Annotated in this window: 19 protein-coding genes; 6 read left to right on the plus strand and 13 right to left on the minus strand. The window is 38.6% G+C overall.

Features of this window, described 5'->3' with window-relative positions; translation table 11 throughout:
• Positions 1-73 precede the first annotated feature (73 nt).
• Positions 74-3268 carry a hypothetical protein gene (locus BM179_RS04180; protein WP_092012670.1) on the plus strand — a complete coding sequence of 1065 codons (3195 nt, stop codon included), beginning with the start codon at positions 74-76 and terminating at the stop codon, positions 3266-3268.
• Between the two features lie 74 nt (positions 3269-3342).
• Here the strand turns inward: BM179_RS04180 and BM179_RS04185 are convergent, their stop codons facing one another.
• Positions 3343-3765, minus strand: coding sequence for a (4Fe-4S)-binding protein (locus BM179_RS04185; RefSeq protein WP_092012673.1), 423 nt, complete (start codon positions 3763-3765; stop codon positions 3343-3345).
• 264 nt (positions 3766-4029) lie between these two features.
• On the opposite strand from BM179_RS04185, the gene BM179_RS04190 reads away from it, so the two are divergent.
• The gene (locus BM179_RS04190) at positions 4030-5280 is read left to right on the plus strand and encodes a glutamate-5-semialdehyde dehydrogenase (RefSeq protein WP_374754569.1); all 1251 of its coding nucleotides are present in this window, start codon (positions 4030-4032) and stop codon (positions 5278-5280) included.
• A gap of 173 nt (positions 5281-5453) precedes the next feature.
• Complete coding sequence (gene upp / locus BM179_RS04195; RefSeq protein ID WP_092012676.1) at positions 5454-6098, plus strand: uracil phosphoribosyltransferase; 645 nt, start codon at positions 5454-5456, stop codon at positions 6096-6098.
• A 53-nt stretch (positions 6099-6151) separates the two neighbouring features.
• Here the strand turns inward: upp and BM179_RS04200 are convergent, their stop codons facing one another.
• Both BM179_RS04200 and BM179_RS04205 read right to left on the minus strand, forming a co-directional pair.
• Complete coding sequence (locus BM179_RS04200) at positions 6152-7870, minus strand: DNA polymerase III subunit gamma/tau (RefSeq protein ID WP_092012678.1); 1719 nt, start codon at positions 7868-7870, stop codon at positions 6152-6154.
• A gap of 156 nt (positions 7871-8026) precedes the next feature.
• Positions 8027-8566, minus strand: a complete 540-nt coding sequence (locus tag BM179_RS04205; protein WP_092012681.1) for an outer membrane beta-barrel protein — start codon at positions 8564-8566, stop codon at positions 8027-8029.
• A gap of 376 nt (positions 8567-8942) precedes the next feature.
• Between BM179_RS04205 and BM179_RS04210 the strand changes: the two genes are divergently transcribed.
• Positions 8943-11207: an OmpA family protein gene (locus BM179_RS04210; RefSeq protein ID WP_092012684.1), complete on the plus strand. Its 2265-nt coding sequence runs from the start codon at positions 8943-8945 to the stop codon at positions 11205-11207.
• A 115-nt stretch (positions 11208-11322) separates the two neighbouring features.
• Here BM179_RS04210 and coaE read toward each other — a convergent pair whose 3' ends face one another.
• The 6 genes from coaE to nusB form a co-directional block, all read right to left on the minus strand.
• The gene (coaE, locus tag BM179_RS04215; RefSeq protein WP_092012687.1) at positions 11323-11937 is read right to left on the minus strand and encodes a dephospho-CoA kinase; all 615 of its coding nucleotides are present in this window, start codon (positions 11935-11937) and stop codon (positions 11323-11325) included.
• A 36-nt stretch (positions 11938-11973) separates the two neighbouring features.
• Positions 11974-12651: a YbbR-like domain-containing protein gene (locus BM179_RS04220; protein ID WP_092012690.1), complete on the minus strand. Its 678-nt coding sequence runs from the start codon at positions 12649-12651 to the stop codon at positions 11974-11976.
• A gap of 126 nt (positions 12652-12777) precedes the next feature.
• Complete coding sequence (gene yajC / locus BM179_RS04225; RefSeq protein WP_092012692.1) at positions 12778-13092, minus strand: preprotein translocase subunit YajC; 315 nt, start codon at positions 13090-13092, stop codon at positions 12778-12780.
• Between the two features lie 74 nt (positions 13093-13166).
• Positions 13167-13613 carry a DUF1573 domain-containing protein gene (locus tag BM179_RS04230; protein WP_092012695.1) on the minus strand — a complete coding sequence of 149 codons (447 nt, stop codon included), beginning with the start codon at positions 13611-13613 and terminating at the stop codon, positions 13167-13169.
• A gap of 129 nt (positions 13614-13742) precedes the next feature.
• Positions 13743-14042 (minus strand): YtxH domain-containing protein, encoded by a 300-nt coding sequence (locus BM179_RS04235; protein ID WP_092012698.1) that lies wholly within the window; start codon positions 14040-14042, stop codon positions 13743-13745.
• A 59-nt stretch (positions 14043-14101) separates the two neighbouring features.
• Positions 14102-15178 (minus strand): transcription antitermination factor NusB, encoded by a 1077-nt coding sequence (gene nusB, locus BM179_RS04240; RefSeq protein WP_218159159.1) that lies wholly within the window; start codon positions 15176-15178, stop codon positions 14102-14104.
• Between the two features lie 387 nt (positions 15179-15565).
• Here nusB and BM179_RS04245 point away from each other — a divergent pair, with 387 nt between their 5' ends.
• Complete coding sequence (locus tag BM179_RS04245) at positions 15566-17347, plus strand: ABC transporter ATP-binding protein (RefSeq protein WP_092012704.1); 1782 nt, start codon at positions 15566-15568, stop codon at positions 17345-17347.
• Between the two features lie 42 nt (positions 17348-17389).
• On the opposite strand, the gene BM179_RS04250 is transcribed toward BM179_RS04245, so the two are convergent.
• The 4 genes from BM179_RS04250 to BM179_RS04265 all read right to left on the minus strand — a co-directional run bounded on the left by BM179_RS04250 (position 17390) and on the right by BM179_RS04265 (position 20328).
• Positions 17390-17791, minus strand: a complete 402-nt coding sequence (locus BM179_RS04250; protein ID WP_092012707.1) for a hypothetical protein — start codon at positions 17789-17791, stop codon at positions 17390-17392.
• 126 nt (positions 17792-17917) lie between these two features.
• Complete coding sequence (locus tag BM179_RS04255) at positions 17918-19135, minus strand: alanine dehydrogenase (RefSeq protein WP_092012710.1); 1218 nt, start codon at positions 19133-19135, stop codon at positions 17918-17920.
• Positions 19136-19160: 25 nt separating this feature from the next.
• A complete protein-coding gene (gene tsaE / locus BM179_RS04260) occupies positions 19161-19589 on the minus strand; it encodes a tRNA (adenosine(37)-N6)-threonylcarbamoyltransferase complex ATPase subunit type 1 TsaE (RefSeq protein WP_092012713.1) in 429 nt (142 codons plus the stop codon).
• A 40-nt stretch (positions 19590-19629) separates the two neighbouring features.
• Positions 19630-20328 carry an SDR family NAD(P)-dependent oxidoreductase gene (locus tag BM179_RS04265; protein WP_092012716.1) on the minus strand — a complete coding sequence of 233 codons (699 nt, stop codon included), beginning with the start codon at positions 20326-20328 and terminating at the stop codon, positions 19630-19632.
• A gap of 234 nt (positions 20329-20562) precedes the next feature.
• On the opposite strand from BM179_RS04265, the gene BM179_RS04270 reads away from it, so the two are divergent.
• Positions 20563-21297, plus strand: coding sequence for an MlaE family ABC transporter permease (locus BM179_RS04270; RefSeq protein ID WP_092012719.1), 735 nt, complete (start codon positions 20563-20565; stop codon positions 21295-21297).
• The last annotated feature ends 49 nt before the right edge of the window (positions 21298-21346 follow it).

Below are 21346 nucleotides of genomic sequence, written 5' to 3' on the forward strand. Positions count from 1 at the left end.
TGAAGCTAGTTTTTGTAAAAATGTCATTCAAATAATCCTTAGAAACAGGAAACTCTAAACTGTTCTATAAACGATGAAAAAGTCTTTACTTATTCTATTTCTTTTGTCGGGCTTCTTTGCTAAGGCACAGAATTATTTCCCAACCCAGACGCCATTCGGGAAAAACCGGATTCAGTATCGTCATTTTCATTGGAAAGTGTTGACCACTCAGAATTTTGAGGTGTATTTTTATGATGATGCCCTGCCAATGGCCACCGTTACGGCACAGTTTGCAGAATCAGAATTTGACAGAATCACAGAAATGCTGGGATATTCTCCTTTTAGCAGAACAAAAATCTTCGTCTACAGCTCGGTTCAGGATATTAATCAAAGTAACATCGGGATTACTTTGTCAAGTGATAAGGAGGTTTCAGATGAAAACCTTTCTAAATCAAGAATAGAAATTGCCTTTTCAGGAAATCAGGTTGCTTATAAAAAAGAATTGGTAAGAGAGATTTCCCATGTGTTTGTATATGATATGCTTTATGGTGGAAGTCTGAAGGATGCTTTGCAAAATTCCTTGCTTCTTTCTGTTCCGGAATGGTTCATGAATGGTGTTACTGCCTATATCGCTGAGGGATGGAGTGTGGAGATGGATGATTTTATGAGAGATGCATTACTGAATAAAAAACTTCGTAAACCAAATCTTGCTACCGGAAAAGAGGCGGCACTTATCGGCCAGTCGATCTGGAATTACATTGCTGAGAAAAACGGAAGGGATAATATCTCAAATATCCTTAATCTTACCCGGATTATCAGAAATGAGCAGACCAGTATCGCCAGTACACTTGGTATGCCTTACAGCCGTTTTTTGCGGGAGTGGCATGAATATTACTCTTCAATGGCCGACAATGTTAATTCTTCTTTTCAGGCTCCCAAAATTGATCTGAAGGTTAAACAGGTAAAAGTAGGAGATACCGAAAAACTGAATAAATTCAAAATCAGTCCTGATGGCAGTATGGTTGCTTTTTCAACCAATAACCTCGGCCGCTCGGCAGTTGAAGTATATAATTTTAAGACTAAAAAGACCCATACTTTATTTAATATCGGGTATAAAACACTGAATCAGTCTATCAATTATAATACGCCATTACTTTCCTGGACAAGAGGTAATTCTCTGGCTGTTATTTTTGAAAACGGAGGTTCTACCGAACTGGATGTTTTTACCGATTTTTCTGATAAAAAACCAGCCGGAAAGTTATCAATCTACAGATACCTCGATTTTGATCAGGTCAGTGATTTCGATATTTCAGATGACGGAACCAATATTGTATTAAGTGCTGAGAAGAAAGGTCAGAATGATTTATTCTTATATAATATTTCAAGAAAGAACACGGTTCAACTGACCAACGACCTTTATGATGATCTTTATCCTCAGTTTGTCGGAAATGCAGGGAAAGTGATTTTTACGTCAAACCGCCTGAAAGACAGCCTGGATGTGGATAAGGGCTCTTTTAAAAGTATAGGTTCTAAATTCAGCCTTTTTGTGCACGATGGCAAGCCGAAATCGGAATCAGTAAGAAGACTGGTGGAGTCGAACGGTATGATTACCCGTCCTGTTGTAACAGATGGAAGCACTGTTTATTTTCTCAATGATGAGAAAGGGGTAAGAAATATTTACCGCCTTGTTTCCGGAGATTCTCTTGCTACTCAAATGACTGCTTACCGGAATAATATTATCGATTTTGATATAAATGTTGCGAAAAACCTTGTTTTTCGTACAGCCGAAAATCAAACCGATTATATTGCTTATCAGAATCAGGCAGATTTTAACGCCACCGGAAATTATTCTATTACACCCAGAATTTCCAGAATAACAGGAGTGCCTATGACGGAAAAGCAGGAGGCAAAAACCAATAATGCAACTCCGCTTACCAATGTTCCTGCTGAAGTTCCGAAACCTGCTGAACCCACTATAGTCCTGGCTCCCGGAGAGGTAGATACAGATAATTATCAGTTTGATAACCTTACTGTTACAAAACCTGCGGATAAGAAAACGGATGTTAAGAAAAGCCGTAATGAAAGAAATAATATAGCCAGACAAACAAGAAAAGATAACATCAAAATAAAAGGGCCCACTGATTATACCAATCCTTTTGTTGTAAACGGTACAGACGGAAATTTTGTGGTAGATCCCGTAAGAGGTTTAGGTTATTCTTTTGCGGTAACTATGAATGACTTACTGGAAAATCATCAGTTGAAAGGTGGGATATTCATTACACCAAATCTGAAAAACTCTGATTTATGGGCTGAGTATTCTTATTTACCGAAAAGAGTTGATTTTACCGTACGTTTTGACAGGAAGGTGTTATCACAGGAAACAGAAACGCTGAGCCAGAAAGTCAGATTTAACAGATTGAGTGCCTCTGCTTCTTATCCTTTTAATGCAAATGCCAGACTGACCATTTCACCTTCTTATACAAGTAACAGAGCTATTAATTTATATTCTGTTTCTACACCGGAGATTTTCTCTGATTATCTGGGTGCCAATGCCGAGTTTGTTTACGATAACACGATTTCTTCGGGAGTTAATGCTTTGGAAGGAACAAGATTTAAAGTGAAATATGAACATTTTACCGGATTGGCCAGTGCGAAAGATGGATTTGAAAGATTTACGGCTGATATCCGTCATTATTTGAAAGTTGGTCAGTACATGATTCTTGCAGGCCGTCTTTCCGGAGGACATTCTTTCGGAGATTCTCCGAAACAGTTTATTATGGGAGGGATGGATAACTGGTTATTTATTGAAAGAGAATCAAGAAATACCAACAATCCACTTGGAACAGGAATCGCCAGTAAAGATATTTTCCTGTCAGATTTTGCGACAAGTCTGAGAGGATTTAATGTGAATAAACTCTCCGGTGTAAGTAATTTATTGTTCAATGTTGAATTGAGAATCCCGATTGTGAGGTATCTGACTAAAAATCCGATTTATTCGAATTTCTTCAAAAACCTTCAATTGTCTGCTTTTACAGATGTAGGAACAGCCTGGACAGGAGCGAGCCCGTTCTCAAGAAAAAACGGATTTAACACTATTGTTTATGGTGGAGGAACTAACCCGTTCCAGGCAACTGTTACGGATTTCAGAAATCCGTTTTTGGTTGGTTACGGGGTAGGAGCGAGAACAACTATGCTGGGATACTTTGTTAAATTTGATGTTGGCTGGGGAATGGAAAACAAAGACATAAAATCACCGATCAGTTACCTGACGCTTGGTTATGATTTCTAAAATCCAATGCTAAATTTTAGTGTTGTTGTAAAAAGGGTCATTTGAGTTCCAACTCAGATGACCCTTTTCCTTTGCTAACCTTCAAAAGCAATGCTGACATGAGTGCCATCACAATAAGGCTTATTTTCTGAATGCCCGCAGCGACAAAAAGCAGTAGTCTGGCTTTTTAATGTTTCATTTCCTTCTTTGTCTTTTACTTTCAGGTTTCCATAAACCAGCAAGGGGCCATTCGGCAGAACCTCAACTACCGTATTTATGGAAGTCATGCTCTCCGGATTATTTTCATCATTCATCTTATAGGCCAGCGCGCCTGATGGACAGGCCTTTATTTGCTGAATGATTTTCTCTGTAGAATCACCTTCAATGGTAACCCAGGGACGTTTTCTGGGGTCAAAAACAGTAGGTAATCCTTTAAAGCAGATGGCAGAGTGAATACATTTTTGAGGTTCCCAAAGAACGGTGACTTCACCATTTGTATATTTTTTCTTAATATCCATGTCAGATAATCAGCTTGTTAACGGGGTTAAAAGAGAAATCAGTTATTATCAGTTATACCCCCTGATCAATTTTCAGAGGATGACAGTGCTTTCGAACAATTTCAGTGGAAGAAATTTAAAAATCAATTGAATTTAAGGATTTTTCCCAAAACAGCATGCTGTTCCAAAGATTCTTTCCTTACTTTGTATGGATTTTTATATAGAGAATCATTTAATTAAACAGTAATCGGGAACATGGAATTAGAAACACAGGAGCTGGAAACAATCACTACGATTGTACCTATGCTGGCTAAAACACATGCTGCCTCTGCGGAAGTCAGGAGACTGACGGATGCGCGAAAAAAAGCTATTTTGGATCGCCTGGCGGAAGTTTTGTTGGAAAATAAAGCCCAGATCATTCTGGAAAATCAGAAAGATCTGTCCAGAATGTCCCCCGAAGACCCCAAGTATGATCGCCTGACACTTACTGAAAAACGAATTGCCGATCTTGCGTCGAGTTTAAATGATGTTGCTGATTTACCGGATCCGACCGGACAGATTTTACTGGAAAAATCGCTGGAAAACGGGTTGTCAATCAGAAAAATAGCGGTTCCTTTAGGAGTTGTGGGTGTCATTTATGAGTCTCGTCCTAATGTAACTATTGATGTGACATCTCTTTGTATCAGATCGGGAAATGCCGTTGTTCTGAGAGGAGGAAGCGATGCATATGAGACGAATATATGTCTTATTGGTTTGATTCATAAGGTTTTGAAGGAGTTTGATATTAACACTGACGCAATTACCTTACTTCCTGTAAACAGAGAATTTGTAAAAGAACTGCTTACTGCAACCAGATATGTGGATGTAATTATTCCAAGAGGTTCGGAGTCTTTGATAGAATTTGTGCGGAAAAATTCTCTGGTTCCAACCATTGAAACCGGAGCCGGTGTGTGTCATACTTATGTAGAAACAACTGCGAATCTTGAAAATGCCCGTAATATTGTTGTAAATGCTAAAGTTTCACGTCCGTCAGTCTGTAATTCACTTGATACGGTAGTGGTTGACAGAGCAATAGCCGCTCAGTTTTTACCGATGCTGAAAGAAGATTTTCTGAAATATAACGTTGAAGTTTTTGCAGATGAAACGGCTTTTGAAATACTTTCATCGGTGAATTACCCATATTTACAACAAGCTGATGAAGCAGATTTTGGCAGAGAATTTCTGGATTTCAAATGTTCGGTTAAAATAGTAGAGGGCTTTGACGAGGCATTGAAACATATCGGAAAATATTCGTCACGTCATTCAGAAGCAATTATTTCAGAAAATACTGAATATTGTCTGATCTTTCAGCAGGAGATTGATGCGGCGGCAGTTTATGCCAATGCTTCAACCCGGTTTACAGATGGCGGAGCATTTGGTTTAGGAGCTGAAATCGGAATTTCGACACAAAAGCTTCATGCCAGAGGGCCATTTGCTTTAGAGAAACTTGTTACTGAAAAATGGATAGTTACCGGAGAAGGACAGGTTCGCTGGTAAGATTCAGTTAAGATACATTGATAAAAGGTTGGTAAATGTTGTATTTATCAGCCTTTTTTTGCGGAAAGGAGCTCTATATAGGTCAAACGATCTTATTTAGTTTCATACATTTAACGTTTTTCTTTACCAACTAATCAGAAAATTGTATTTTGCAGAAAAAACCAGAAAATTTCATGTTCATTTTACAATCAAATGCCTCAATTGCCAATCATTTTATTGCAGAGTTAAGAGATGTCAGTATTCAGCATGACTCAATGCGTTTTCGGAGAAATATGGATAGGTTAGGAGAAATTCTGGCATATGAAATTTCCAAAACATTAATTTATAAACCTGTTGAAATACAGACTCCTCTGGCCATTGCTCATACGCAAATGCTTGAAGAACAACCTGTATTAGTGGCTATCCTGAGAGCAAGTCTGCCCTTTCATCATGGTTTTTTGAATATATTTGACCGTGCAGAGAATGCATTTATAGGAGCTTATCGTGGTAAGCACAGAGCTGACGAAACTTTTGATGTACAGATGGATTACCTGGCAAGTCCTGATTTAACGGATAAAACTATCATTTTGGTAGATCCGATGCTTGCTACCGGAAAATCGCTTTACAAATCTTACCAGGCATTGCAGGCATACGGAGTTCCCCGCAGGGTGATTATTGCAGCTGCTATTGCCGCTCCGGAAGGAGTAGATTATCTGAAAACTCAGATGCCGGAAGCAGAATTCTTTTTAGGTGCTCTGGATGATCATCTGAATGAGAAATTTTATATTATTCCGGGTTTGGGAGATGCAGGTGATCTGGCTTACGGAGGGAAATTATAATTTAGGCTATCTGAATAGCTTTACACGAAGCTATTCAGATAGAAAATAGCTGTTTAATAATCATAATCCAGACCGAGCGTATTCCTCAGGTCGTGCATTGCCGGATTTTTATCAGCAAGGAATCTGAACTTTTCTGCCTGGGTATAAATCATTTTAGTTGTTTCCTGTTCAGCAACTTTTACCTCAAGGTGAATAGTGGAATTCTGTAGTTCCTTGCGCAGGAAATGCAATAACTCCGATCTAAGTGCCTGTTGCAGTAAATCAATCTGAATGTCATTGTCAACGGCTAATTTAATGGTTGTCCCGTCTAATTTAAAATCCCGGTTCAGAATAACATATTCACTGAATTTCTGCCTTTTTTGCAGGTCTTCAATGAACAGATTCCAGTAAATTTTCAGGTTTTCCAATGTAAAAGCCCTGTTCATCTGAACAATAGGTTCATTTACAACATTTTCAGTCTGATTCTTAGGAGCAACCGGCGCTGTGGCTAATGAAGTACTTTTTAGTCTGGAATGTTTGGGAATAGCTGGTATTACCGGTTGAGAAGCCTGAACTGTTACCGGAACTGCAGGAATTGCCTGTGTCTTTTCCTCCTTCGCGACAACTGAAGGCTCAGGAGCATCAGACTTTTTTCCTTCGCTGCCCTCCACCGCAGGAAGATTTGCCAAATTTAAAACCTGCGGAATATGAGCGAGTTTTAGAAGACAGATTTCAACATGTAATTTCTGATTTTTAGCAGCTTTATAATTTAAATCGCAATTACTGCCGATACTTAATCCTGACATCAGAAAGGAGTAGGGAGCATGAGCAGACTGCAATACATATTTTTGCTGAACGGAGGCAGATACCTGCAAAAGTGTTACTGTAACAGGATCTTTGCAAACCATCAGATTCCGGAAATGCTCCAAAAGACCGACAATGAACTGGTGTCCGTCAAATCCTTTTTTTAGAATTTCATCGAACATAATTAATACTTCAGACTGATTCCCTGATAAAAGGGCATCTGTCATTCTGAAGTAATAATCATAATCCAGAATGTGTAAATTTTCAAGTACATTGGCATATTTCAGCACATTGTCTTTAGAAAAAGTAACATTCAGGTCAAACATCGAAAGGGCATCTCTTAAACCCCCGTCAGCTTTTTGAGCAATTAATTCGAGCGCATCTGCTTCGGCGGAAATACCTTCATTTCGGGCAATTTCTGACAAATGCTCTGCCATATCCTGAATTTGAATTCTATTGAAATCAAAAATCTGGCAGCGGGATAAAATGGTCGGAAGAATTTTATGCTTTTCAGTAGTTGCTAAAATAAAAATCGCATAAGAAGGGGGTTCTTCCAGGGTTTTAAGAAAAGCATTGAAGGCACTTGTTGAAAGCATGTGCACCTCATCGATAATATATATTTTAAATTTTCCGGACTGAGGAGGATATCTTACCTGGTCAATCAGGTTACGAATGTCATCTACCGAGTTGTTGGAAGCGGCATCCAGTTCATGGATATTAAAAGAAGCATTATTTTGAAAACTGATGCAGGATTCACATTCTCCACAGGCTTCTGCTTCGGCAGTAAGATTCTGACAGTTAATGGTTTTGGCTAAGATTCTCGCACAAGTAGTTTTTCCTACACCCCTGGGGCCACAAAATAAAAAAGCCTGAGCCAGATGATTGGTTCGGATCGCATTTTTCAAAGTAGTTGTAATATGCGATTGCCCTACCACAGAGTCGAACAACTGAGGACGATATTTTCGGGCCGAAACAACAAAATTTTCCATATTGCAAGTTACAAAAACCTAAAGCGTTTCACAAAATCATTGGACTATCTTTAACCCGTGATTTTCTTAATGGCAGCATTGAGCTTATGGAATCAGGCATAAAAACGGAAAGGCCTGAATAATTTTTCAAGCCTTTTACTATCATTCTGAAAGCGGTTATTTTCTTCCCCCACCGAAAGTAATCCCGGCTTTAATCGTGAAGAAATTCAAGTCTTTTACCAGATTATATTCTCCAACGAGTCGGAAATGCCCGATTTGGAAACCTCCTTTAGGAGCAAAACCAAAACTGGTTCCGCCAATTGTTGCAGAAGTAGCAGAACCACCTATTACTGTTACAGAGGATTGATTGTAAAAACCAACACCGGCTCCTAAAAACGGTCTGGCCAGACTTTCAAGGAAATAATATTCACCTGTAAGTAAATAAGAGCCTACTGCGGCACCTGAATAATAATCATTCCTGGTATCAGTTACGGTTGAGAGCCATGAGGATTCGAATTTTAATCCGATTGCAACCTGGTCATTGATATTGTACTTCGGTTCAAGAGAAAGAGAGGCTCCGCCTTTCACTCCGTTTCCGGAGGGTTGTGCATAACCTAAGGCAAGATCAACTTTGAATGTATGATAATTTTCTGATTGTGCTTTTGCAGAAAATGAAATAACAAAAACAACCGCTAATGTGTAGAGAATGTGTTTCATTTTTAAGAATATTTGGGTTAAGTAATGTTTGATATTAAAGAAATTAACTGATGCGAAGTTAGGTGCTTTTTTCCTCAAAAATGAAATTATGAGAGGAGTGGTAGATTGTAAGTGGTTGATTATCAGTGGTAGCAGTTATTTAACGGTCGAAAAAGAGCAGATTTAAATGACATATGATAAGAGGGAGTAAAGCGTTATTTCAGTACCTTTACAGCATGTGAAAATTTATGATAGTTTTCCATCCGCCCGGTTATCAAAAGACAATCTTCATATTCAGGTTAATCCCGTAATCAAACTGCCCTTTTTTGGCACATAATTTGTTAACAGTAGTATTAATTAAATACAATGCTGCCGCCTCAGCTGTAAAAGAAAGCGAATGAAGAGATTTTTTCAAATATCCATTATTTTAGTGTTGGCCATTTCAGGGACATTTACCTATGGGCAAGCTAAACTGAAAGCGGCAAATCGTCAATTTGAAGATTTTAGCTATTTAAATGCTATTCCTTTGTATGAGGGGTATCTGAAAGAGAAAAATGTTGAACAGCCTGCTCGTCAGGAAGCATTGAAAAAATTAGCATATTCATATCGTCGGATTCAGGATATCAGAAATGCAGAACGGGTTTATGCTGATTTAATTCGGGATTATCCTGATACTGAAAGTGAAAATTACCTCTATTATGCACAATCTCTGGCTGGAAACGGAAAATACAGAGAATCACAGAAAATTTATTCCAAATACGGAGAAAGGCAAGCCGCAGACTTAAGGGGAAAACGATTCACTGTTTCGTACATGGATATGAGTCGTTTTTATCGTGATTCATCTACTTATAAAATCACTTACTTACCGATTAATTCACGTCAGGCTGATTTTAGTCCTATGTACTATAAAGGCGGTCTGGTTTTCTGTTCTGCCCGTGAGGAAAGTGGTGCCATCAAGAAAGTATTCAGCTGGAATCAGACACCATTTCTCGATTTATATTTTGTAGCTGATACGGCCGAATTGCGTGTACAGAGAGGGGTTCCCGGAGCGAGTGCCCTGGGTGGAATGTCGGCCAGTAATTCAGATAATGCAGTGGCCAGTATTCAGCCTCTTACCAAAGTAGAGGAATTTAGCAGAATTTTGAATACCAAATATCATGAGGGACCTATGTCCTTTTTCAAAGGAGAGCAAAAAGTAATATTTACCAGAAATAATTACAACAAAGGAAAGACAAGAGAGTCGAAAGACGGGGTTAATAAATTAAAGCTTTTTTCCGGAGATCTGGTAAACAATGCATGGTCTAACATCAAAGAGCTGCCTTTTAATTCTGATGAATATTCTGTAGGTCATCCGGCCTTAAGCCCCGATAACACCAAACTTTATTTTGTTTCTGATATGCCGGGAGGTTATGGAGGTACAGATATTTACGTTGTTGAATACAATAACGGCACCTGGGGTTCTCCGGTGAATCTTGGAAAAGAGATTAATACAGAAGGAAATGAAATGTTCCCTTTTGCAGATGAAAACGGAAATTTATATTTTGCTTCAGACGGACATGAGGGTTTGGGAGGTTTAGATATATTTTATGCTGAAATGAAGGATGAGGTGGCGTACCGGGGTGTAGTGAATCTTGGAGCTCCGATCAATTCTGAAAAAGATGATTTCGGGCTTATTACAGATGGCAACAGAAATTCAGGATTTTTCTCTTCCAACCGGAAAATGGGGGTTCATGATGACAACATTTATAGTTTTGCGAAATCCTGTCGTGAAATGGAATTGATCGTGTATGATGCAGCCAGCAAAACACCTCTTGAGAATGTCGATGTAAGAACTATTGTTAACGGAGAAAACCGTGATCTGAGAGTAACAGGAATTGAAGGCTCAACAAAAATGTGTCTTCAGTCAGAATCAGAATATGAGTTTAAAGCAATTAAGGAAGGTTATCAGACTAACAGCGTGGTGTTTTCTACCAAAAGTAATTCCGCCCAGAAAACGCAACTGGCTTTATACCTTGATAAATCTACCGGAACATTATTAAGAGGGGTTGTAAAATCTGAAGTTAATCAGCAGCCGCTTTCAGGGGTACAGGTGACTTTACAAAATGAGAAAGATAATACCAAACAGACCGTAGTAACAGGAGCTGACGGTGCCTACGAATTTGATGTTAAACCAAACGCTAACCACAAACTTACTGCACAGAAAGATAAGTACGCTACAACGAAGGAGGCTTTTGACAAGTTTAAATCAGGAAAAAGTAATAAACAGTTTCAGGCAGATCTGGCGATGTACGGAGAAGGGGATATATTCAAGCTGAATAACATTTATTATGATTATGGTAAATTCTTCATTCGTACAGATGCCGCAAAAGAATTGGATAGTCGTCTGATTCCGCTTCTGAAAAAATACCCTGAAATGAAGATTGAGATTCGTTCACATACAGATGCACGTTCATCAGATACCTATAATATGCAATTGTCTGACAACAGAGCCAGAGCAGTGGTGGATTATCTGGTGGCAAGAGGGGTTGATCCTGCCAGACTGGTATCAAAAGGTTATGGAGAAACAGAACCTATTAATGAATGTGTTGACGGGGTACAATGTACAGAATTAGACTATAAACAGAACCGCAGAACTGAATTCAGGATTTTAGCGGTAAAATAAAGAGAGATATCAGAAGTCCTTCAAAACACCGGAATTGAGTTTCATTTTCAATTTGTTTTTTAGGTTAAGCGAATACTTTTAAAAAAGTCCGGATTTGCCGGGCTTTTTTGTTGGATTAAAGTGTAAGAAGTTTTTGGTGAAGTTCAAGAACCTGATCAATTACGGGAGATTTATCATCATTTTTAATCACAAAATCCGCAAAACCCAAACGCTCTTCTTCTGAAATTTGTCTTTTTATAATGTTTAAAATCTCTTCTTCCGGACGATTATCTCTTGATTTAACCCTTTTGATTCTAAGTTCAACCGGAGCGTTCACAACAATAACTTTCTGGAAAGAATTACCATTTCCGGCTGCTTTCATCAATGCCGCTTCATATAAAATGTAAGGGATACCATGCTGAGCCTCAATCCAGTCGCTGGCATCTTTTCGCACACGCGGATGTACCAATTGATTGAGTTCCTGTAATAAAACCGGATTGTTGAATACTTTAGAGGCTACCCAGGCTCTGTTGTACTCATCTTTTTGCAGAAGGGAAGAGAAGGAATATGCTTCAGGCCCGAGAAGTCCGATAATTTGCTCTTTCAGAACCAGGTCATTATTCATCAGGAGTTTAGCTCTCAGATCGGCTTCGAAAACGGGGATTCCGAGGGTGGAAAATATTTTACATACCAGGCTTTTTCCGGAACCTATTCCTCCGGTAATACCAATCAGATGTGCTTTTTCCTGCATCAGTACTTTTATTGGTAAAAGGTTTGGACTGAATGATTAGTTATGAAGGAGCTCTGCCACTTCAAAACTCACGTTCACCTTGTCTTTGCTGGCTTTGATCTGAGCGTTTTTGGGAAGATTTAGTTTGATTTCATCATCAAAGTTATCCTGAATTCTTCTGCCAGGTATTTTCACAGAGATGACGTCTCCGAATTCTTCCAGGGTGGATTTAGGCCCTACAAGGGTGATTTTTCTTGGATTGACATTGATGAGACTTGATACCACATAGTTTTCTTTCAATGGAATACCAAGACTGTCAACCCTGATTCTGATGGTTTTTGTCAGTTTTTTGTCAAATTCCAATTCCAGATTTTCGGCGACGATATAGTTGATTCTTACATCTTTGATATAATCAGAAACGAGGTCCTGAAGAGATGAAGTATTAAGAACTTTAGATTTCAGCGGTTTTTCAATCGGGTATTTGATAGGAGTAACGTCCAGAGAGAGTGATTTTCTCAGCAGATCCCATCCATTTCCGGAAACATTTACTGCAATCTTTTTAGGCAAAGCCTGAACTGGGATATAAAGTGAATCATCGTATTGGATTCTAAGCGGAAAAGAGATTTTCTCAGAATAGCCATCTTTATTCAAAGCATTCATCAGCCAGAATACCAGGGCAGCTAACAAGCTGACAACCATTGCGATGTAATCTTTTTTTATCGAGTTGGATTTCATATCAGTCAGATACAAATACGATGATAAGAATATATAAGTTTAATCTTTTTGTCTGATTAAAAAAAATAGAAACCGGGAATCGTTAAAAAGCTCAACGCTACTCGGTTTCTATCAGAAAATTTCTATTTATTCAGCACCTAAACGTGAAGAAGCATCTTTAGAGACAGCTGTTTTTTCGAACACTACTCTTACTCCTTTGCTTGAATCAATTTCAACAACGACTGTTTTTTCACGAACAGTGATTACAGTACCATGAACACCACCGATTGTAACAATTTTATCACCGGTTTTGATTGAATCTACAAACTGTTGTTGTTCTTTTTGTTTTTTCTGTTGCGGACGAATCATGAAAAAGTAAAAAACAACGAAAATTCCACCGAAAAGGACAATCTGCATGATGCCTGAATTGGCTCCGGCCTGAAGTAAAATAGAGTTAAACATTTTTTAGTAGTTTGATTTTACAATTTATTTGATAAAAATCCCTGAAATTGAATGAATGGTTATGCCCCTCCGAGCTATTGAACAGGTTTTTTCAGGACTTCAACTTTGAAAGATACCGTATTGTCGGGAGGGAGGGTATTGGCATAAGCCGTTACAGTTTTCTGTAGTTTCCCTTCTTTGTACTTACTGTTGAATTTCACCTTGATATAACCTGATTTTCCGGGTTCAACCGGTTCGTTGGTCCACTCCGGGGTTGTACATCCGCAAGAAGCATTTACTGCACTCAGAACAAGAGGAATATTCCCGGTATTAGTGAATTTAAAGGTATGAAAAACCGTATCTCCTTCCGTAATTTTACCAAAATCAACCACAGAGCGATCGAATTTCATAACCGGAAATTTATCAGCAGTAGGTCTTAATTCTTCCGCCAGTTCGTTTTCATCCTTATGTCCTTCCTTTTGTTTATTGTCGCAAGCGAACAATACTGTGAGAGAAAGCGCGATAAAAAGAATTTTTTTCATGATCGATGTATTAGTGCCATGTTGCAGGTCAAAGAGATAATTACGAATAAAAGAGCAAGACGCAAGGCCCGGAATAACAGGCTTCAGGCCCGTTTTCTTTAAACCTTATGTCTTGCTCAAAAGCCATTATTAAGCTTTGGCTTTGATCTGGCTCATCATATTTTCCACATCTTCCAAAAGACGTTCCGCTTTTTCACGGGCTTCTGTTACCACTTTCTTACCTTCAGTTTTAGCCATCGTTTCAGGAATTTCTTTTCCATCAATCAGGTCATTAATCAACTGACGTAACTGGTCACGATATTTATTCAACTGGAAATATAGTTTGTTACGAGTATTTTCCCCTTTATCCGGCGCATATAAGATTCCTAATGCTGCTCCGGTAATTGCTCCAGCTACAAATGCCCAAAGGGTTTTAGATGATTTGCTCATGATGATAGTAGGTTACAGATTTTAAAACAGTAAATGTTAGATTGTGATTTCGGATGTTCTTATTTGTTGTCAATCAATCCACGGCCCGATTTTCTGATAATTCCGTCATTTATTAATTTCGTTGACAACACATCAAGAATACCATTAATAAATTGTCCGGATTTTGGCGTCGAATAATTTTTTGCCAGTTCTATAAATTCGTTAATCGTAACTTTTACAGGAATACTCGGAAAATTAATCATTTCTGCCAGAGCCATCTTCAAAATAATCATATCCGTTGAGGCCAGACGATCAGCTTCCCAATTGGCTGTCTGCGACATAATTATTTTTTCGTATGCCTGATCGTTATCCAGGGTCTGATTGAAAAGGTCAACATAATAAATTTTATCATCTTCCCAATTCATTGCCAAAGGTTGTAGTTCAAGCTGCTGACCTTCTGTAACTTTAAAAGTTTTGGTCGTCATACTTTTCAATACATCCTTATTTTCGCCCCAATTTAAGTCTTTTTCTTCAAAATAGTCCGCAATGAGGTGATGTTTGAGAACGAAAGTTTTCAGGAGATATTGAACCAGTTTCAAATCTTCCTCGAAAGTATGCTTTGTAGTGCGAAGATACGCCTGAAACTCAGGGTCTGGTAAGATCGCATCACGAAATAATTTTCTGATAATATTTTGTTCTTCATCATCCCAGCGGATATCTTTTCTGATGGCTTCAACTTCGAGTGCAGGGAGTGATGAGAGAGCAGCTAATACCTGGTTATTGGCTAATCTGGAAGTTTTGATGTCAGTTTCAAGTAAACGACGTTGTTCATCCCAAACGGCTGTACTATTGATTTCTTTAAGCAGGAGGATAAGCTTCAGGTAGGTATTGTAAATGTTTTCGACCTCTTCAACCATCTGTTTGATGATTTGAGAACGGTCTCTTTTTAGAACATCGTGGTAATATTTCAGCGCTTTTTTAGCAGCAAGTTTGGAATCTGCCGGAATTTCTTCTTCTGAGTCCTTATTGTTGAAAAGTTCTTCAAAATAGATTTCTGATAATTTCCGCAACCCTTCAAGTTTTGGCATTTGCTCCTCTTTAGGGATCATTAAATCTAAATTTGGTAGGAAAGAATCTGCAATAAGATCAAGTGCCATTAAATAATTTGCGCGATCCGCCTGACGGTATGCATACAAATTTTGGAAGGCCTTGATTCGGAGAAGTCGTCTGTTAACCATCGAGAATAAAAAGAACGTTTTGCTTAATATTTGATATTTATGTGAGAAATAAAGTTCCTCACAAATGCGGGTGCAAAATTAGTACTTTTTTAAGAAAAATACTGTTTATGAAACAAAAAAATGAATAAATTTTAAACCTTCATAAAATGTCCGGACTGTTTTTTTCCCGGATTACCGGAAAAGTTAAGGTGTTTTGGACAATTGAATGAATCAAAATCAGAATTTCAGGAAAAGTACGTTAAATAAACTGTATGATAAAGCATAACTTTGTCGAAACTATTACTCAGACTGTTTGGTTAAATATTTATGAAATCACTAAGTCATCTCAATAAATACTTCGTTAAGTACAAATGGTATTTAATTTTAGGAGCTGTTTTTACTTTTATTTCTAACCTTTTCGGGGTTGTTCCAGCCCAGATTGTCAGGTATTCTCTGGATTTGGTGAGAGAGACCATTGATTTATATTTTCTCTATAAGGGTTTTTCTGTGCAGTCAGGTGTATATGAAATTTTCGCCTTTTCCATCTTGTTGTATGGTCTGATTATTCTTCTTCTGGCTTTGCTGAAAGGCGTTTTTCTGTTTTTGGTAAGGCAAACCCTCATTGTAATGTCACGTCATATTGAGTATGAATTGAAAAATGAAATTTATGCCCATTATCAAACCCTACCGCTAAGTTTCTTTAATAAAAATAATACCGGAGATTTGATGACCCGGATTACAGAAGATGTCAGTAAAGTCAGGATGTATGTAGGCCCAAGCCTGATGTATGGACTTAACCTGCTTTCTATTTTTATCCTCGTGATTACTTATATGGTTTCGGTGGATAAAAAGCTTACCTTTTTTGTTCTTTTGCCATTGCCGGTTCTTTCGGTCAGCATTTATTTTGTAAATACAATCATCATTAAAAAATCGGAAGAAATACAGGCAAATCTTTCTAAAATATCCACTTTTGTACAGGAAGCTTTTTCAGGAATCAGGGTGCTAAAAGCTTTTGTACAGGAGGAACCTTCAACAGTAGCTTTTACCAGACAATCGAATATTTACCGGGAAAAATCTTTGGATCTTGTTAAAATTGACTCATTGTTTTCACCGTTAATTGCCCTGCTGGTAGGCTTTAGTACGGTGCTGGTTGTTTACGTGGGAGGTCAGGAAGTAATTTCAGGAAAATTGACTCCCGGAAATATTACTGAATTTATTCTGTATGTGTACATGCTGACATGGCCCGTAACAGCTTTAGGCTGGACGACTTCACAGATTCAGCGGGCGGCAGCTTCGCAGGAACGGATCAATCAGTTTCTGAATATTAAGACAGATATTGTTTCAGAGAAAAACTTTTCTCCGGTTATCGAAGGTAGAATTGAAATTGAAAATATGAGTTTTACCTATGAGGGAGCTCAGGTTCAGGCGATTAAAAACTTTAATCTTTCCGTGGAAGCAGGAGAGTCTGTAGCAATTCTTGGTACAACCGGATCCGGGAAAAGCACAATAGCCAACCTTCTTTGCAGAATGTATGATGTCACTGAAGGAGTAATCAGGGTAGATGGTATTCCGATTACAGATCTTAATGTAAATAATCTCCGTAAACAAATCGGATATGTACCGCAGGATGTTTTCCTGTTTTCGGATTCTATCAGAAATAATATCCGTTTTGGTACCAGTGAGATGTCTGAGGAACAGATGATTAAGGCAGCAAAGGACGCAGATTTGTACAATAATGTAATTGATTTTCCGGAACAGTTTGATACAGTACTGGGGGAGAGGGGCGTAACGCTTTCCGGAGGGCAAAAGCAACGTTTGTCTATCGCAAGGGCCATTGCAAGAGAACCTAAAATTCTTATTCTGGATGACTGTCTTTCAGCGGTTGACACGAAAACAGAAAACCAGATTTTGAATAATCTGCAATCTATTATGCAGGGGCGGACTTCAATTATTATTTCTCACAGGGTTTCTTCGGCAAAACTGGCTGATAAAATTATTATGCTGGATGACGGGCATATTCTCGAAGAAGGAACGCATGAAGAACTGATGGCTTTGGATGGAGTGTATAAAGAACTTTACGAGAAGCAGTTACAGACCGAAGAGGTTTAAGGAAAAAGGCGAAATGTTTAAACATTTCGCCTTTTTTACGACCTATTCATCAGGGAAAGGAATGAATACAAAACTGGTAAATTGCCCGTCGAAAACAAACAGGCAGCAAAATTCTTCCGGGTCTTTATAACTGGTTTTAAATACCTCAATATTTTCTTCTGCAATAATTCCCCTCTGGATAAATTCCTCCATCATGGAAGCATGATAATTCCATTTGTTTCCATTGACTTCATTTACTCCGATGAGCTTTTGCCCGACCGGGAGAGCTGTCTGCGAAGTTACAAAAATAGGATAATCGGAGAAGCCTCTTTTTTTAATCTGGTAAGAAGCCTCTTTCAGAATGTCTGACACTAAAGCGAAGTCAGTAGAAATTAAGCCCAGGTATTTTCCGTTTAATTCAGGAGAATTCGGGGCATTTGATATAGCTTGATAATCTTCAATCATTGTATGAATATTTAAAGAATCGGATCTGATCCGGGAATATGTTCATGAAAAGTTTTTCAGGAAAAAGAACAATTCATTAAAATCCCTCGTCATGATAAAACGAACAGCATTCGTAAGAGATTTGTCTTAAAATCTGGCAGCAACCAGCAGGCTCAAATCCTTATAGACCATTCCGAATTTTTTAGCGATAAATGCATTGGTAATGGTTCCTTTGTAAGAATAAACCCCTTTCATAAATGCCTTGTTCTGAAAGATCATTTCCTCAATTCCTCCTGTTTTTCCTGTTTTCAGCAAAAAGGAAGTAAAAATGTTACTTAAGGCAGTACTGGCGGTATGAGCTACTCTTGAAGGAATATTGGGTACACAATAATGAATTACCTCATATTTTCTAAAAGTAGGCGTATCCAGTGTAGTCATTTCAGAGGTTTCAAAACAGCCACCCTGATCGATGCAGACATCTATGATAACCGAGTCGGGTTTCATGTGAGAAACCATATCTTCAGTAATAATGCAGGGCGTAAGCCCGTCTTCTGCCCGAAGTGCGCCAATTACCACATCTGCCTGCCTGATTTCCTCCGGAAGTACCTGTGAATCGATGATACAGGTGTAAACATTAGAGCCGATGGCATAACGCAGCCTTTGTAATTTATGGACATCTTTGTCAAAAATCTTAACATCCGCACCTAAACCAATGGCAGTTCTGGCTGCATATTCTGCTACTGTTCCGGCGCCCAGGATTACAACTTTGGTAGGAGGAACACCTGTAATACCTCCGAGAATAATACCCATTCCATGATTGGTACTGCTCAGGCATTCTGAAGCAACAAGCATCACGGTGCTTCCCGCAATTTCAGACATGGCTCTGATCACCGGAAGGCCGCCTCCTTTATCTTCGATATATTCAAAGCATAAAGCAGTAATCTTCTTTCGGTTAAGCTTTTCAAAATATTCTTTACTTAAGCTCGGCATATTTAAAGCCGAAATGAGGGTTGCTCCCTGCTTGACATATTCAAATTCTCTCTCGGTTAAAGGAGAGACTTTCAGAATCAGGTCTGCTTTGTAAACTTCTTCCGGAGAATAAGCAATCGAAGCTCCGGCTTCTGAATATTGACGATCTGTAAATTTTGCTCCTTCACCTGCACCGCTTTCTACCATTACCTCATGTCCGTTTCTCACTAAAAGACTTACGGCATCAGGTGTCAGGGAAATACGACGCTCCTGCATTGAAACTTCTTTGGGAAGTCCGATGAATAAGCTTTTGGCGTTTTTCTTCGTCCACAGAATTGCTTCCTGTGGTAACAAACCGCTTTGAGCCAGCACTTCTTTAAATCCGGATTGAGGCATTGCTTTTACTGAGATTTTAAAGTTTTTAGTCTTTTGTCAGGATAACCTGCCGTTGCCCGTCTTCTTTTGCCTTGATTTGCACAACAACGTAAGTCAAAGGTAATAGATTTTCAATTTTTGACGACCATTCTATGAAGCAAAAGTTGCCTGAGTCAAGATATTCCTCTACGCCCATATCCATTGCTTCTACCTCATTTTTGATCCGGTAAAAATCAAAATGATAGAGTGTTTCTGCTGAGCCGGTGAGATATTCATTGACTAATGAAAAGGTTGGACTTTGAACGTTGCCGATTACGCCCATTTCTGTTCCTATTGCCTTAATCATGGTTGTTTTGCCGGCTCCCATTGATCCTTCAAAAAGCCATACCGGAGTATCTTTGCCAAATGCTATAATCTGACGGGCTACATCCTGAATTTCTGACAGGGATTGATAAACGATTTCTTTGGTAATCATGATAAATATAAATACGTCGGATATTTGAGTGCCCGGATTATTATAAATCTCCGAGTTGTGGTCTGATTAATATTTCCTCTACAACCGATCCTTTGGAAAGAACATAAGTTGCCCAGATCATTTCGGCTACGTCTTCAGGTTTAATAAATCTTTCTGCGGGAATGTCAACTCCTGCCCAGGAATTGGTCAGTGTTGCTCCGGGAAGCACAGAGGTAACTCTTATCTCAAAAGGTTTTAATTCTTCACGCAGTACTTTGCTCATTCCAAGTAATGCAAACTTTGAAATACAATAGGATCCGCCATTTGTATAAGCGGTGATGCTTGCCACCGAACAGATGTTGAAAATATGTCCTGAACGTCTGGAAATCATGTCAGAAACAAGTGCTCTTGTCAGGTTGTAGGCACTGTAAACATTGGTTTCAATAGTGGCTTCCAGGGTTCCTTCCGGTTCGTTATGAATCTGACCCGGACTAAAAAAACCTGTATTATTTACCAGAATATCTACATCTGAAGATTGCTCTTTCACAAAAGCGGCAAAAGCAGAAACCTGATCTTTTTTTGATAAATCCGCCTGAAAAGTATGAATTCTGGCATTATCAGATGAGAGCATTCTGAGTTCTTCCAGGTCTTCTGCATTTCTGGCGCAGGTAAGTACATCAAAGCCCTCTTTGACGAATCTTTCGACTATTGCACGACCTATGCCTTTTGTTCCACCTGTTACAACTATCGTTTTGTTCATTATCTTTGGGAATAATTTATAAATTTTTGTTGTTGAAGAAGTATTGTTTTATATTAATCTCAACAAGTTCTGTCATCAAAGGTTCAATGGCTGATTGGTAAAATCTGATCTATTGTTTTAATTTGCAGGTTTTCCGGAAATTTCAATCAGATTGTTTCTGCTTTATTTAACATTAAATGACTGGTTTAACGTAAAGTTTACTAAACACTATTCATTTCAACATAAGAGAATATTATGTCAAAAGTAGGTAAATATTTAATTTTCATTGGAAGTCTTTTCCGAAATACTGAAAAATTCAGAGTTTATCTGAATCTTATTTTTGAAGAATCTGTGCTGATTGGCATAGATTCTGTCTTTATTGTAAGTATTGTTTCTACATTTATCGGTGCGGTAACCTGTCTGCAAACTGCGGCTAACCTTGTGAGTCCTTTTGTACCAAAATATATCATTTCTCTGATTGTCCGGGATATGACAGTGCTTGAACTGGCCCCGACTATCACCTGTGTTGTGCTTTCAGGAAAAGTGGGTTCGAGTATTGCGGGAAGTCTGGGTACGATGCGTGTAACAGAACAGATTGATGCCCTGGAAGTAATGGGGATTAATTCTACCTCATATCTTGTATTGCCTAAGATTATCGGCGCGATGATTACTTTTCCGCTTTTGGTAATTCTTTCCGCTTTTCTGGCAATTTACGGGGGATATCTGGCAGGAACGCTCACAGGAGCAGTAACACCGGAGGAATATACTTACGGACTTCGTTATGGATTTATCCCTTTCAACGTAACACTGGCAATAATTAAAGCAGTAGTTTTTGCGTTTCTGATTTCATCAATTTCTTCTTTTCAGGGATATTACACGCAGGGAGGGGCATTGGAAGTTGGTAAAGCCAGTACTAAAGCCGTAACAAATTCATGTATTGCAGTGTTAGTGGCTGATTATTTGCTGGCTCAGTTATTGATTTCGGGATAATCAGGAAAAATACCTTATAAATTAAAAATCCCGGAGATTTGGTCTGATA

Origin of the sequence: Pseudarcicella hirudinis, from assembly GCF_900115665.1 — a bacterium.
Taxonomy (GTDB): domain Bacteria; phylum Bacteroidota; class Bacteroidia; order Cytophagales; family Spirosomataceae; genus Pseudarcicella; species Pseudarcicella hirudinis.

Bases quoted from the DNA above. Each gene is read 5' to 3' on its own strand.
- BM179_RS04180 (WP_092012670.1), top strand. From the start codon at position 74: ATGAAAAAGTCTTTACTTATTCTATTTCTTTTGTCGGGCTTCTTTGCT.
- BM179_RS04185 (WP_092012673.1), bottom strand. From the start codon at position 3,765: ATGGATATTAAGAAAAAATATACAAATGGTGAAGTCACCGTTCTTTGG.
- upp (WP_092012676.1), top strand. From the start codon at position 5,454: ATGTTCATTTTACAATCAAATGCCTCAATTGCCAATCATTTTATTGCA.
- BM179_RS04200 (WP_092012678.1), bottom strand. From the start codon at position 7,870: ATGGAAAATTTTGTTGTTTCGGCCCGAAAATATCGTCCTCAGTTGTTC.
- BM179_RS04205 (WP_092012681.1), bottom strand. From the start codon at position 8,566: ATGAAACACATTCTCTACACATTAGCGGTTGTTTTTGTTATTTCATTT.
- BM179_RS04210 (WP_092012684.1), top strand. From the start codon at position 8,943: ATGAAGAGATTTTTTCAAATATCCATTATTTTAGTGTTGGCCATTTCA.
- coaE (WP_092012687.1), bottom strand. From the start codon at position 11,937: ATGCAGGAAAAAGCACATCTGATTGGTATTACCGGAGGAATAGGTTCC.
- BM179_RS04220 (WP_092012690.1), bottom strand. From the start codon at position 12,651: ATGAAATCCAACTCGATAAAAAAAGATTACATCGCAATGGTTGTCAGC.
- yajC (WP_092012692.1), bottom strand. From the start codon at position 13,092: ATGTTTAACTCTATTTTACTTCAGGCCGGAGCCAATTCAGGCATCATG.
- BM179_RS04230 (WP_092012695.1), bottom strand. From the start codon at position 13,613: ATGAAAAAAATTCTTTTTATCGCGCTTTCTCTCACAGTATTGTTCGCT.
- BM179_RS04235 (WP_092012698.1), bottom strand. From the start codon at position 14,042: ATGAGCAAATCATCTAAAACCCTTTGGGCATTTGTAGCTGGAGCAATT.
- nusB (WP_218159159.1), bottom strand. From the start codon at position 15,178: ATGGCACTTGATCTTATTGCAGATTCTTTCCTACCAAATTTAGATTTA.
- BM179_RS04245 (WP_092012704.1), top strand. From the start codon at position 15,566: ATGAAATCACTAAGTCATCTCAATAAATACTTCGTTAAGTACAAATGG.
- BM179_RS04250 (WP_092012707.1), bottom strand. From the start codon at position 17,791: ATGATTGAAGATTATCAAGCTATATCAAATGCCCCGAATTCTCCTGAA.
- BM179_RS04255 (WP_092012710.1), bottom strand. From the start codon at position 19,135: ATGCCTCAATCCGGATTTAAAGAAGTGCTGGCTCAAAGCGGTTTGTTA.
- tsaE (WP_092012713.1), bottom strand. From the start codon at position 19,589: ATGATTACCAAAGAAATCGTTTATCAATCCCTGTCAGAAATTCAGGAT.
- BM179_RS04265 (WP_092012716.1), bottom strand. From the start codon at position 20,328: ATGAACAAAACGATAGTTGTAACAGGTGGAACAAAAGGCATAGGTCGT.
- BM179_RS04270 (WP_092012719.1), top strand. From the start codon at position 20,563: ATGTCAAAAGTAGGTAAATATTTAATTTTCATTGGAAGTCTTTTCCGA.